Origin of the sequence: Stenotrophomonas sp. SbOxS2, assembly GCF_013416715.1 — a bacterium.
GTDB classification, from domain to species: domain Bacteria; phylum Pseudomonadota; class Gammaproteobacteria; order Xanthomonadales; family Xanthomonadaceae; genus Stenotrophomonas; species Stenotrophomonas lactitubi.
In genome coordinates this window covers 231,400-244,517 of record NZ_JAAVXD010000007.1, presented here as the reverse complement: position 1 = coordinate 244,517, position 13,118 = coordinate 231,400, and the positions used below count along the sequence as shown (strand labels likewise).

Below are 13,118 nucleotides of genomic sequence, written 5' to 3'. Positions count from 1 at the left end.
GGCTGCGGCCGCCGCCCCGCCGATGGACACGTCACCCGTGCAGAGCCCTACCCCCATCGTCAGCGGTACGCGCGAATTCGAGTTCGCCGACCGTGATTTCCGCCGCGTCTGCGACCTGATCTACCAGCGCGTGGGCATTGCCCTCGCCCCGGCCAAGCGCGACATGGTGTACGGACGCCTGTCGCGCCGCCTGCGCACGCTGGGCATGCGCAGCTTCCAGCAGTACCTGGACCATCTGGAACAGGGCGATGGTGACGAGTGGCAGGCATTCACCAATGCGCTGACCACCAATCTCACCGCATTCTTCCGCGAGCCGCACCATTTCGACAAGCTGCGCGAAGAGCTGCAGCAGCGCAACGCCCGCAGTCCACTGCTGCTGTGGTCATGCGCGGCCTCCACCGGTGAAGAGCCCTACTCGATGGCGATCACCGCCTGCGAAGCGTTCGGCACCCTGAAGCCGCCGGTGCGCATCGTCGCCACCGACGTCGATACCCAGGTGCTGGCCACCGCCGGGCGCGGCGTCTACAACATCGACCGTGTCGCCGGCCTCGATCCGGACCTGCGCCGCCGCTACTTCCAGCGCGGCAGTGGCCCCAACGAAGGCCAGTGCCGCGTGCTGCCGGCGCTGCGCGAGCTGATCGAGTTCCGCCCGTTGAACCTGCTGGCACCGCGCTATGACGTCGGCGGTCCGTTCGATGCGCTGTTCTGCCGCAACGTGATGATCTACTTCGACAAGCCGACCCAGCGCGCGATTCTTGGCCGCCTGGTCAACCACCTGGCCGACGACGGCCTGCTCTATACCGGCCACTCGGAGAACTATCTGCACGCCGCCGATCTGATCCAGCCCTGCGGCCGTACCCTGTACCGGCGCGCGCAGGGAGCCAGCGCATGAATGCTTCGCTGCGCACCGATGATGTGATGCGCTACCAGGACGCACGCTTCAAGACCATCGCCGCCAAGCTGCTGCCGACCCAGTACCTCGTGGTGGATGACACCACTGCGCTGACCACGACGCTCGGCTCCTGCGTGGCGGCGTGCCTGCGCGACCCGGTACTGAAGATCGGCGGCATGAACCACTTCCTGCTGCCCGAGGGCAACGCCGGCGACGGCGCGCCCGCACGCTATGGCAGCTACGCGATGGAACTGCTGATCAACGACATGCTCAAGCGTGGCGCACATCGCAAGCGCATCGAGGCGAAGGTATTCGGTGGTGCCAACGTGCTGAAGGGCTTCACCAGCAATCCGGTAGGCACGCGCAACGCCGAGTTCGTGCGCCAGTACCTGCAGGCCGAGCATATCCCGATCCTCGCCGAGGACCTGTGCGGCATCCACCCGCGCAAGATCTGGTTCTTCGCCGATACCGGCCGCGTCGTCGTGCAGCGCCTGCCGCACGCCCACGAAGCCGAAGTGGCCGCGACCGAATCGGCCGTGCGCGCACGCCTGTCGAAGGCCCCGGTTACCGGTGGCGTGGAGCTGTTCGAATGACCCTGACCGGCAACGCCCCCTGCCGGGTCCTGATCGTCGACGATTCCGCCGTCGTGCGGCAGATGCTCACCGAAATCCTGTCCAGCGATCCGGCCATCGACGTGGTCGGCACCGCTGCCGACCCGCTGCTGGCCCGCGAGAAAATCAAGCGCTTGGCCCCGGACGTGATCACCCTGGACGTGGAAATGCCACGCATGGATGGCCTGGCGTTCCTGGAAAACCTGATGCGCCTGCACCCGCTGCCGGTGGTGATGATCTCGTCGCTGACCGAGCGTGGCGCCGATACCACCCTGCAGGCGCTGGGCCTGGGCGCGGTGGACTTCGTCTCCAAGCCCAAGCTCGATGTGGCCCGTGGCCTGCAGGCCTATGCCGACGAAATCATCGCCAAGGTGAAGATGGCTGCGCGCTCGCGGGTGCGTCCGCTGGTGCGCGTGGCAACACCGAAACTCACGCTGGATGCCGCCCCTGCCGTGCGTCCGGCAGCAACGCAGTTCCGTACCACAGACCGCCTGATCGCCATCGGCTCGTCTGCCGGCGGCACCGAAGCACTGCGCGTGGTGCTGGAAGGCATGCCCGCCGACGGTCCCGCAGTGGTGATGACCCAGCATCTGCCCGCCAGTTTCAGCACCGCGTTCGCCGAGCGCCTGGACCGCCATTCGGCGATGGCCGTACGCGAAGCCAGCGATGGTGAAGCAGTGCTGCCCGGCCATGCCTACCTGCCACCCGGCGGCAAGCACCTGCGGATCATCCGCGACGGTGCGCGCTGGCGCTGTCGGGTCGACGACGGCCCGGCAGTGAACCGACACAAGCCGGCAGTCGACGTGCTGTTCCGTTCGGTGGCACAGAGCGCTGGCGGCAATGCCATCGGGGCCATCCTCACCGGCATGGGCGATGACGGCGCACGTGGCCTGCTGGAAATGCGCCAGGCCGGTGCCCCCACGCTGGTGCAGGACGAAGCCACCAGCGTGGTCTGGGGCATGCCCGGTGCAGCGTTCAAACTTGGCGCGGCCGAGGAACAGGTACCGCTGGAGCGCATTGCCGAGCGTTTGCTGGCGCTGTCCCGCAGCTGATGGGACGGCTGTAGAGCCGAGCCCATGCTCGGCTGCTTTTCGGGTCCCGCTCCGGCAAGCCGAGCATGGGCTCGGCTCTACAGGCCATCACGTAACAAAAAACTTCGGCTTTCACCGGGGTTCTTCGGTTCAACGGGCTGCCCGCATCTGTGCTTTGATAGCCGTATTGCACAAGGAATGCTGCGCATGATCACAGGGATATGGAAGGCCGTGCTGGCGGCCACACTGCTGTCACTGCCACTGGCACCCGCCGTCGCCAGTGGTGATCTGTTCTACTTCCAGGCCAAGCAGGGTGATGTGTTCTTCATGCTGATGCTGGTGGGGCGCGAAGACCCCGGCGCGGTGAGCGTCAGCTGGAAAGGCGCGTCGATCCCGAAGTACCCGAACGTTCATCGCCGCTACTACATCGAATTCGACCGCGCAAAGCGCCAGGCCTACGTGCGTCCGCTTAGCCGTGATGGACTGCCCTGGTTCGAGATGGATGTCTCCGGCGGCCGGGGCAATGTGCTCTTTGCCGGGAAGCGCCTTCAAGGCACTGCCGACTGGACCATCCAGTAGCAGACAACCCTCGGAATGCGCCCGTAGTTCTCCGCTTCAACTGCCTGCCGGGCAATGCCCGGCACCGCCACATCACGCAGTCGCAGTTACGGTCCCGACACCGTGATCCGCACCTTTCCGCGCACCGGTACGCCATCCCTGCTGGCGGCGTTGTAGCTCCATCGATACGCCGCATCCATGGCCGCCGCATCCAACTCCGCCGATCCACTGCCGCGCGCGATCTCCACAGCATACGGGCGGCCCTGCTCGTCTACGTCCACCAGCAGCGTGGCCGCACCAACTCCGCGCTCGGGTGGCTGATGGTTCTCAAGCTGCACGGGATGCTGCCGCTGCGAGTCGGCATCGACCGAGGCGTAGGTTTCTACCTTTTCGGCTGTCTCAGACCTTGACGCGTTGGCCCGGGCGATCTCCAGGAACTGTTCCTGCAGCAGGAACACCCTGTGTTCGTCAGCGCTCATCCGCCTATCGGCAGACGCTTCATCGGCCCGCACATCCTGCTGCGCGATTGCAGCCGGTGCCATGGCCCAGCCCGCCATCATCGCTGCCAGCGCTACCCAGTGTCGTCGATCCGCCAACATCCCTGTCCTCCTGAAAAAGCAGGTCGAAGTCTAACGCGCAGCCGGCGCCGCTGGCGCCCACAAAAAAACCCCCGGCTTTCACCGGGGGTTCTTCGTTTACACCATCAACCGATCAGCAGGATCAGGCAGCGACCGTGTTGGCCACGTCCTGGTATTCCTCGATCTGGTCGAAGTTCATGTAGCGGTAGATCTCCGCGCCGCTGGCGGCGATCACGCCCACATCGGCCATGTACTCTTCCTTGGTCGGGATGCGGCCCAGACGCGAGCAGATCGCGGCCAGTTCCGCCGAACCCAGGTACACGTTGGTGTTGCGGCCCAGGCGGTTCGGGAAGTTGCGGGTCGAGGTCGACATCGCGGTGGAGCCTTCGCGGATCTGCGCCTGGTTGCCCATGCACAGCGAGCAGCCCGGCATTTCCATGCGTGCGCCGGTGGCGCCGAAGGTGCCGTACACGCCTTCCTTGGTCAGCTCCGAAGCATCCATCTTCGTCGGCGGGGCCACCCACAGGCGGGTCGGCAGATCGCGCTTGCCTTCCAGCAGCTTCGCAGCCGCACGGAAGTGACCGATGTTGGTCATGCACGAACCGATGAACACTTCATCGATCTTCGCACCCGCGACTTCGGACAGGGTCTTCACGTCGTCCGGGTCGTTCGGGCAGGCCACGATCGGCTCGTGGATGTCGGCCAGGTCGATCTCGATGACGGCGGCGTACTCGGCGTCGGCATCCGGCTCCAGCAGCTCCGGGTTGGCCAGCCACGCTTCCATCTTCTCGATGCGACGCTGCAGCGAACGCGGATCCTGGTAACCCTCGGCAATCATCCACTTCAACAGGGTGATGTTGCTGGTCAGGTACTCGATGATCGGTTCCTTGTTCAGGCGCACCGAGCAGCCGGCAGCCGAACGCTCGGCCGAGGCATCGGACAGTTCGAATGCCTGTTCGACCTTCAGTTCCGGCAGGCCTTCGATTTCGAGGATGCGACCGGAGAAGATGTTCTTCTTGCCAGCCTTGGCCACGGTCAGCAGGCCCGACTTGATCGCGTACAGCGGAATCGCGTTGACCAGGTCACGCAGGGTCACGCCCGGCTGCATCTTGCCCTTGAAACGCACCAGCACCGACTCCGGCATGTCCAGCGGCATGACGCCGGTGGCAGCGGCGAAGGCGACCAGGCCCGAACCGGCCGGGAACGAAATACCCACCGGGAAACGGGTGTGCGAGTCACCACCGGTGCCGACGGTGTCCGGCAGCAGCATGCGGTTGAGCCAGCTGTGGATCACGCCGTCACCCGGACGCAGCGAGATGCCGCCACGGGTGGAGATGAATTCCGGCAGGGTGTGGTGGGTCTTGACGTCCACCGGCTTCGGGTAGGCCGCGGTGTGGCAGAACGACTGCATCACCAGGTCGGCCGAGAAGCCCAGGCAGGCCAGGTCCTTCAGCTCGTCACGGGTCATCGGGCCGGTGGTGTCCTGCGAGCCCACCGAGGTCATCTTCGGTTCGCAGTAGGTACCCGGGCGCATGCCCTGCCCTTCGGCCAGGCCACAGGCGCGGCCGACCATCTTCTGTGCCAGCGAGAAGCCCTTGCCGGTGTCGGCCGGCTGCACCGGCAGGCGGAACAGGTCGGTCGGGGCCAGGCCCAGCGCTTCGCGCGCCTTGCCGGTCAGGCCACGGCCGATGATCAGCGGAATGCGGCCACCGGCACGCACTTCGTCGAACAGCACGTCGGACTTGACCTGGAACTCGGCGATCACTTCGCCGTTCTTCAGCGCCTTGCCTTCGTACGGACGCAGCTCGACCACATCGCCGTGCTCCATCTTCGACACGTCCAGCTCGATCGGCAGCGCGCCGGCATCTTCCATGGTGTTGTAGAAGATCGGGGCGATCTTCGAACCCAGGCAGACGCCACCGGCGCGCTTGTTCGGGATGTACGGAATGTCATCGCCGGTCCACCACAGCACGCTGTTGGTGGCCGACTTGCGCGAGGAACCGGTGCCGACCACGTCGCCGACATAGGCGACCAGGTGGCCCTTGTCCTTCAGGTCGAGGATCTGCTGGATCGGGCCGCGCTTGCCGTCTTCTTCCGGGGTGAACGGCGCATCGTCGCGCTTGTTCTTCAGCATCGCCAGGGCGTGCATCGGAATGTCCGGGCGAGTGGTCGCGTCCGGTGCCGGCGACAGGTCGTCGGTATTGGTTTCGCCCGGCACCTTGAACACAGTGACGGTCAGGCTCTGCGGCACTTCCGGGTTGCTGGTGAACCACTCGGCATCGGCCCAGCTCTGCAGCACGGACTGGGCGTTGGCGTTGCCGGCCTTGGCCTTTTCCTGCACGTCGTGGAAGGCGTCGAACACCAGCAGGGTCTTCTTCAGCGCGTCGGCAGCGATGGCGCCGACGCTGGCGTCGTCCAGCAGCTGCACCAGCGGCGCGACGTTGTAGCCGCCCAGCATGGTGCCCAGCAGTTCGGTGGCGCGCTCGCGGCTGATCAGCGGGTTCTGCTCGCTGCCCAGTGCGATCGCGGCCAGGTACGAGGCCTTGACCTTGGCAGCGTCATCGACGCCGGCCGGCACGCGGTGGGTCAGCAGGTCGAGCAGGAACTCGGCCTCGCCCTGCGGCGGGTTCTTCAGCAGTTCGATGACATCGGCCGTCTGCTGCGCGGTCAGCGGCAGGGGCGGGATGCCAAGCGCAGCGCGCTCGGCGACGTGGTGGCGGTAGGCTTCCAACATGACAACTCCCGGGTAATGCGTGAGGTGAATAAAAAGTGGGCTCAGGCTTGCGGCACGATCAGCTTCAGGCCCTTGAAGTAGTCGCGATAAAACGTGTCGTTCCAGGTGATCAGGCCATCGCACTGCAGCAGCGCGTGCGCACCGATCATGAATTCGTCCAGGCCACGGCGCTGACCGCTGCCGCGCTGGCGATGGCGGCGATGCATTTCACCGGCGCGCAGGGCCGATTTGGCCTCCAGCGCGTTGAAGTGCACGCCCATTTCCTCCAGCGCTTCCAGTACCTCGGCACCGCCGCGCAGGGCAGCGCAGATCTCGGCCAGGGTGGCGCCGCAGACCACCACGCGGCCGCCGACCAGGCTCTGCCGCAGGCAGGCTTCCACCGCATCGGCCTGCGGGCCGTTGCTGAGCAGTTCGACCAGCACCGGTGAATCGACGGCGATCATCACCGCTTACTCCTCGTCGCGCAGGTCGCGCACGGCCGCGTCGGCCGATTCGAAGCCGTCCAGCGAGAACTTGCCGCGGGCGCGGGAGATCGCATCGTCCACGCTCTTGCGCAGGATGATCCGGCTGCCTTCCAGCTCTACCTTCAACAAGGTGCCCTTGGTCAGGCCCAGCGCATCACGCACCGCCTTGGGCAGGGTGATCTGTCCGCGTTCAGCAACGGTGGCTTCCATGGGGTACGCCTCAAAAAGTATGCATGAATTATACATACCCGTCGCACCCGGGACAAACCCAGGCGATATGTGACCTTCATCCCGCGTCCGTCGCATCCCGGGGTTAGACTCCTTCGGCAGCCCAGCTGCGCCCCGGCTGGACGCCCCGGCGTTCCTACCGCACCTATCCGCCCCATAAATAAGGAAGTTTCATGCGCGCTCTCACTCTTGCCCTGATGCTGGCTGCCCCGTTGACCCTGTCGGTCCCGGCGGCCCACGCCTTCAACCCGTTCGGTGCCTACGTCACCGGCACCGAGATCACTCCGGCGCAGATGGACGCGGCGGAGATCGGCAAGACCACCCAGAAGCAGGTCAGCGAGGCCTTTGGAGCACCCAATCGCCGCGAGCAGCTGGGCGACACCCAGGTCTGGTACTACGACTTCACCAAGATCAAGAGCTTCGGCAAGAACATCAATGAATCGACCGTCTTCGAATTCAACAAGGCCGGCGTGCTGACCGCCAAGTCCAAGAGCAACGGCACCGGTGGCGCCAAGACCGGCAACCCGCTGCTCGATGCCGCCAACGGCAAGTAACTGCTGCAGCCGATGCATTCCTGGACGGGGCGCCCATGAGCGCCCCGTCTGCGTGCGGGCCGGCGCAAAAACGATGGGTACGCTGACACGAAGGCTACACACATCGCTGTAACCTTGCGTTCCAAGCCTGCCGGGTCATTGCCGGGCGCCGGATCGCCGATACTGGGCAGGATCCGGGGCCGGAGTGCCACCGGCAAACGCAAGCAGGCCCGCCCATGCGGGCCACTGCAAGCCATCCGCAAGAGGAGTCATCCCGCATGAGCGATTCGTTCTCCACCCGCAGCCAGCTGGACGTCGGCGGCAAGACCTACGACTACTTCAGCCTGCCCAAGCTGGGCCAGCGCTTCGACATCTCCCACCTGCCCTACTCGATGAAGATCCTGCTGGAGAATCTGCTCCGGCACGAGGATGGCGGCGTCACCGTCGGCAAGGATCACATCGAGGCCGTCGCCCGCTGGCAGCCCAGCGCAGAGCCCGACACCGAAATCGCCTTCATGCCCGCACGCGTGGTGCTGCAGGACTTCACCGGCGTGCCCTGCGTGGTCGACCTGGCCGCGATGCGCGATGCCGTGGTCAAGCTGGGCGGTCGCCCCGAACAGATCAATCCGCTGATCCCCTCCGAACTGGTCATCGACCATTCGGTGCAGGTGGATGTGTTCGGCAAGCCCGACGCACTGGACCTCAACGGCAAGATCGAATTCCAGCGCAACCAGGAACGCTACGGCTTCCTGCGCTGGGGTCAGAAGGCCTTCGACAACTTCAAGGTGGTGCCGCCCAACACCGGCATCGTCCACCAAGTCAACCTGGAAAACCTGGCCCGCGTGGTGATGACCGCGGACAAGGACGGCAAGGCCATCGCCTATCCCGATACCGTGTTCGGCACCGACAGCCATACCACGATGATCAACGGCATCGGCGTGCTCGGCTGGGGCGTGGGCGGCATCGAGGCAGAAGCAGCCATGCTCGGCCAGCCCTCGTCGATGCTGATTCCGCAGGTGGTCGGCTTCAAGCTGACCGGCAAGCTGCCCGAAGGCGCCACCGCCACCGACCTGGTGCTGACCGTCACCCAGATGCTGCGCAAGCTCGGCGTGGTCGGCAAGTTCGTCGAGTTCTATGGTGACGGCCTGCAGCACCTGCCACTGGCCGATCGCGCGACCATCGGCAACATGGCCCCGGAATACGGCGCCACCTGCGGCATCTTCCCGATCGACAACGAATCGCTGACCTACCTGCGCCTGTCCGGCCGCAGCGAAGAGCAGATCGCCCTGGTTGAAGCCTATGCCAAGGCGCAGGGCCTGTGGCACGACGCCAACAGCCCGCATGCGCAGTACAGCACCACGCTGGAACTGGACATGGGCACGGTCAAGCCCTCGCTGGCCGGCCCCAAGCGCCCGCAGGACCGCGTGCTTCTGGAAGACGTGCAGAAGAACTACCGCGACGCCCTGGTCGGCATGACCGCCAACCGTGACAAGCGCAGCGAGGATGTCTCCACCTTCGTCAATGAAGGCGGCGGCGCCGCAGTGGGCAACGAGCAGTTGGCCAAGGGCTACGCCGACATCGAGATGGACGGCAGGAAGGTGCGGCTGAAGGATGGCGCGGTGGTCATCGCCGCCATCACCTCGTGCACCAACACCTCCAACCCGGCGGTGATGATCGGCGCCGGCCTGCTGGCCCGCAACGCGGCCGCCAAGGGCCTGGACCGCAAGCCGTGGGTCAAGACCTCGCTCGGCCCAGGCTCGCGTGTGGTCACCGACTATCTGGAAAAGGCCGGCGTTCTCACCGAGCTGGAGAAGATCGGCTTCTATGTGGTCGGCTATGGCTGCACCACCTGCATCGGCAATTCCGGCCCGCTGCCGACCGAAGTCAGCGCCGGCATCGCCAGTGGCGACCTGGTGGTGACCTCGGTGCTGTCGGGCAACCGCAACTTCGAGGGCCGCGTGCACCCCGAAGTAAAGATGAACTACCTGGCCAGCCCGCCGCTGGTGGTGGCCTACGCCATCGCCGGCACCACCGACATCGACCTGACCAGCGAACCGCTGGGCACCGGCAGCGATGGCCAGCCGGTATACCTGCGCGACATCTGGCCGAGCAACAAGGAAATCGGCGACGTCATCGCCGCCACCGTCGGCCCGGAAATGTTCAAGCAGAACTACGCCGACGTGTTCAAGGGCGATACCCGCTGGAACACCATCGCCTCGCCGGACGGTGATCTGTACGAATGGAGCGACGCCTCCACCTACATCAAGAACCCGCCGTACTTCGACGGCATGACCATGCAGGTCGGCACCATCGATGACGTGCACGGCGCGCGGGTGATGGGCCTGTTCGGCGATTCGATCACCACCGACCACATCTCCCCCGCCGGCAACATCAAGAAGGATTCGCCGGCGGGCCGCTTCCTGCAGGAACGCGGCGTGCAGCCGGCCGACTTCAACAGCTACGGCAGCCGCCGTGGCAACGATGACGTGATGGTCCGCGGCACCTTCGCCAACATCCGCATCAAGAACCTGATGTTCGGTGGCGAAGAAGGCGGCAACACCCTGTACTACCCGGCCAACGGCGGCCAGCCGGAAAAGCTGGCGATCTACGATGCCGCCATGAAGTACAAGGCCGACAAGGTGCCGCTGGTGGTGCTGGCCGGCAAGGAATACGGCACCGGTTCCTCGCGCGACTGGGCCGCCAAGGGCACCCTGCTGTTGGGTGTGAAGGCGGTCATCGCCGAAAGCTTCGAACGCATCCACCGCTCCAACCTGGTCGGCATGGGCGTACTGCCGCTGCAGTTCCGCAACGGTGAAAACGCACAGTCGCTGGGCCTGGACGGTTCGGAAGTGATCGATGTCACCGGCCTGCAGGATGGTGCCAGCAAGCGCGCCACGGTCACCGCGACCAAGGCCGATGGCACGAAGAAGACCTTCGAAGTCTCGGTGATGCTGCTGACCCCGAAGGAAGTGGAGTACTTCCGTCATGGTGGCCTGCTGCAGTACGTGCTGCGCCAGTTGGCTGCACGTTGATCGATCGCACTGCATAGGTAGAGCCAGGCCATGCCTGGCTGCTGTCAGCGCAAAGACAAAAGGGCCGGATCCTCGCAGATCCGGCCCTTTTCCTTGGCGCTCGCCGGGCATTGCCCGGCGCTACCTACCGGCGCGGCGCATCCGGGTCGGTACGCAGCGCCTTCAACAGGCCCCACATGTAGAACGCCAGGATGAACGAGAACGGCAGGCCGCACAGCACCACCGCCGTCTGCATCGCGCTGAAGTTGCCGGCCAGCAGCAGGCCGACGCTGGCCACGGTGATGCCCGCCGCCCAGAACACGCGCAGCCAGATCGGCGCGTCATGCCCGTCCTCCACGCCATCATCGACACGCCGGGTGCACAGGTTGGCGATCATCAGCGTTCCCGAATCAACCGGGGTCAGGAACAACACGAAACCAATCACCACCGCCGCACCGGCGATGTACGGCGCTGCGGGCAGATACTCCAGCAGCTTGAACAGGGTCATCGCCGCATCATGCTGGGCCACGTCGCCCAGCACCGCCTGGCCGTGGTTCAGCACCAGGTCGATGGCGGTGTTGCCGAAGATCGACAGCCACGCCAGGGTGAAGCCGAGCGGGATCAGCAGCACGCCCATGATCACTTCACGAATGGTGCGGCCACGCGAGATGCGCGCCACGAACAGGCCCACGAACGGCGCCCAGGCAATCCACCACGCCCAGTAGAACAGCGTCCACGAGCCCATCCACTCACGCCCCTTCGGGTCATTGAGGTACATGTCGAAGCTCTTGCGCACGAACGCGCCCAGATAGTCGCCGGTGTTCTGCACCAGGCCGTCGAACAGATGCAGGGTCGGCCCGGTCACCAGCACGAACAGCAGCAGCAGGCACAGCAGGCGCACGTTGAGGTTGGACAACCAGGCGATGCCCTTCTCCACACCGGCAACGACGCCGATGGTGGCCACGACCATCATCACCAGCACGATCGCCACCAGCACCTGCGGCGTATCCGGGATGTGGAACAGGTAGACCAGGCCGGACTGCACCACCAGCGCACCGATGCCGAGGTTGGTGACCATCGAGATCAGCGTCGCCAGGATGCCAAAGCCATCGACCATGTCACCGATGCGGCCATGGATGCGTTCGCCGAAGATCGGGTACAGCGCCGAACGCAGCGCCAGCGGCAGGTTGCGTCGATAGGCAAAGTAGCCCAGCGCCACGCCGACCAGCGCGTACAGCGCCCAACCGTGCAGGCCCCAGTGCAGGAAGGTCAGCACCATCGCTTCGCGGCCGGCCGCAACGGTTCCGCCGGGCTGCCCGGGCGGGTTGAGGAAATGGTCCAGCGGCTCGTAGGCGCCGTAGTACAGCAGCGCGATGCCGATGCCAGCCGAGAACAGCATCGACACCCAGGCCACGTAGCCGAAGGCGGGCGATTCCTCGTTATGGCCCAGGCGGATGCGGCCATACGGCGAGAACGCCAGCCACAGCACGAAGCCCAGGCAGGCCACGATCAGCAGCATGTACCACCAGCCGAACGCCGCCGAGACCTCGGCCTGCGCCCATTGCAGCCAGTGCTCGCTGGCCTGCGGGAAGAACACGGTCAACGCACCGAGGATGCCGATGGAGACCGACGAACTGAAGAACACGAAACGGTTCAAGCGCAGGGGCGAGCGCTTGGGATGAGCCAGGGAAGACATGGGGTCGTCTCATCAGTCCAGGGGGGCACATGGGCGGGGCCGGACCGGAAACCGGGCCCATGGCGTGGGGGCGCGACCGGCATCGTAGGGTTTATTGATTGAACGTTCAATCAATAAAAAGTATGATCTCCACCAGCCCGGCATCCCGGGTCGCAATCCGTGGAGAGACAATGCCGAAGAAAGGCGTGGAGCCGGTCCGCCGCGAGCAGCTGATCCGGGCCACTTTCCAGACCATCGACGAGATCGGCATGGCCGATGCCACCGTCGCCACCATCGCAAAGAAAGCCGGCCTGTCCAGCGGCATCGTCGCCCACTACTTCGGCGACAAGGACGGCCTGCTCAATGCCGCGATGCGGCAGATCCTGCGCGAGCTGAAGGCCGCCGTCGCCCGCTATCGCGACGCCGCGCCGGATGACGCACGTTCACAGCTTCGCGCCATCGTCGATGGCAACTTCGACGACAGCCAGACCAACGGGACCGCCATGCGTGTATGGCTGACGTTCTGGGCCGCGAGCATGCACCAGCCGGAACTGACCCGGCTGCAGCGTGCCAACGACCAGCGACTGTTCTCCAACCTCTGCCACCAGTTCAACCGCCAGCTGCCGCATGCGCAGGCACGCCTGTCCGCACGCGGACTGGCCGCGATGATCGACGGCCTGTGGCTGCGCGGCAGCCTGGTCGGCGGTGACTTCAACGCCGACAAGGCACGCCGCATCGCCTACGGCTACATCGATTTCCAATTGCAGGCCAACGCGCCCTGAGCGCGCCAGCAACCCGCCCCA

12 protein-coding genes are annotated in these 13,118 nt (G+C 65.4%); 7 read left to right on the top strand and 5 right to left on the bottom strand.

What is annotated here, in order from left to right:
• Positions 1–22: 22 nt before the first annotated feature.
• The 4 genes from HFK18_RS15845 (at position 23) to HFK18_RS15830 (ending at position 3,113) form a co-directional block, all read left to right on the top strand.
• Entirely contained in the window at positions 23–892 is an 870-nt protein-coding gene (locus tag HFK18_RS15845; RefSeq protein ID WP_180166985.1) for a CheR family methyltransferase, read from the top strand.
• Complete coding sequence (cheD, locus tag HFK18_RS15840; protein WP_025878962.1) at positions 889–1,485, top strand: chemoreceptor glutamine deamidase CheD; 597 nt, start codon at positions 889–891, stop codon at positions 1,483–1,485. Before HFK18_RS15845 ends, cheD begins: the two co-directional genes overlap by 4 nt.
• Positions 1,482–2,555 carry a chemotaxis response regulator protein-glutamate methylesterase gene (locus tag HFK18_RS15835; protein WP_180166984.1) on the top strand — a complete coding sequence of 358 codons (1,074 nt, stop codon included), beginning with the start codon at positions 1,482–1,484 and terminating at the stop codon, positions 2,553–2,555. Before cheD ends, HFK18_RS15835 begins: the two co-directional genes overlap by 4 nt.
• Before the next feature lie 186 nt (positions 2,556–2,741).
• Positions 2,742–3,113 carry a hypothetical protein gene (locus tag HFK18_RS15830; protein ID WP_180166983.1) on the top strand — a complete coding sequence of 124 codons (372 nt, stop codon included), beginning with the start codon at positions 2,742–2,744 and terminating at the stop codon, positions 3,111–3,113.
• Positions 3,114–3,199: 86 nt separating this feature from the next.
• Here HFK18_RS15830 and HFK18_RS15825 read toward each other — a convergent pair whose 3' ends face one another.
• The 4 genes from HFK18_RS15825 to HFK18_RS15810 all read right to left on the bottom strand — a co-directional run bounded on the left by HFK18_RS15825 (position 3,200) and on the right by HFK18_RS15810 (position 7,078).
• A complete protein-coding gene (locus HFK18_RS15825; protein WP_180166982.1) occupies positions 3,200–3,691 on the bottom strand; it encodes an energy transducer TonB in 492 nt (163 codons plus the stop codon).
• Between the two features lie 121 nt (positions 3,692–3,812).
• Positions 3,813–6,404 carry a bifunctional aconitate hydratase 2/2-methylisocitrate dehydratase gene (gene acnB / locus HFK18_RS15820; RefSeq protein WP_100465271.1) on the bottom strand — a complete coding sequence of 864 codons (2,592 nt, stop codon included), beginning with the start codon at positions 6,402–6,404 and terminating at the stop codon, positions 3,813–3,815.
• Between the two features lie 41 nt (positions 6,405–6,445).
• On the bottom strand, positions 6,446–6,847 hold the full coding sequence (locus HFK18_RS15815) for a type II toxin-antitoxin system VapC family toxin (RefSeq protein WP_089240966.1): 402 nt from the start codon (positions 6,845–6,847) through the stop codon (positions 6,446–6,448).
• Positions 6,848–6,853: 6 nt separating this feature from the next.
• Entirely contained in the window at positions 6,854–7,078 is a 225-nt protein-coding gene (locus HFK18_RS15810; RefSeq protein WP_025878955.1) for an AbrB/MazE/SpoVT family DNA-binding domain-containing protein, read from the bottom strand.
• Positions 7,079–7,269: 191 nt separating this feature from the next.
• Here HFK18_RS15810 and bamE point away from each other — a divergent pair, with 191 nt between their 5' ends.
• Positions 7,270–7,650, top strand: coding sequence for an outer membrane protein assembly factor BamE (gene bamE, locus HFK18_RS15805; protein WP_089240964.1), 381 nt, complete (start codon positions 7,270–7,272; stop codon positions 7,648–7,650).
• 257 nt (positions 7,651–7,907) lie between these two features.
• On the top strand, positions 7,908–10,661 hold the full coding sequence (acnA, locus tag HFK18_RS15800) for an aconitate hydratase AcnA (RefSeq protein WP_180166981.1): 2,754 nt from the start codon (positions 7,908–7,910) through the stop codon (positions 10,659–10,661).
• A gap of 124 nt (positions 10,662–10,785) precedes the next feature.
• Here acnA and HFK18_RS15795 read toward each other — a convergent pair whose 3' ends face one another.
• Positions 10,786–12,336 (bottom strand): BCCT family transporter, encoded by a 1,551-nt coding sequence (locus HFK18_RS15795; protein ID WP_180166980.1) that lies wholly within the window; start codon positions 12,334–12,336, stop codon positions 10,786–10,788.
• Positions 12,337–12,506: 170 nt separating this feature from the next.
• Between HFK18_RS15795 and betI the strand changes: the two genes are divergently transcribed.
• Positions 12,507–13,097 (top strand): transcriptional regulator BetI, encoded by a 591-nt coding sequence (betI, locus tag HFK18_RS15790; protein WP_100465265.1) that lies wholly within the window; start codon positions 12,507–12,509, stop codon positions 13,095–13,097.
• Positions 13,098–13,118 lie beyond the last annotated feature (21 nt).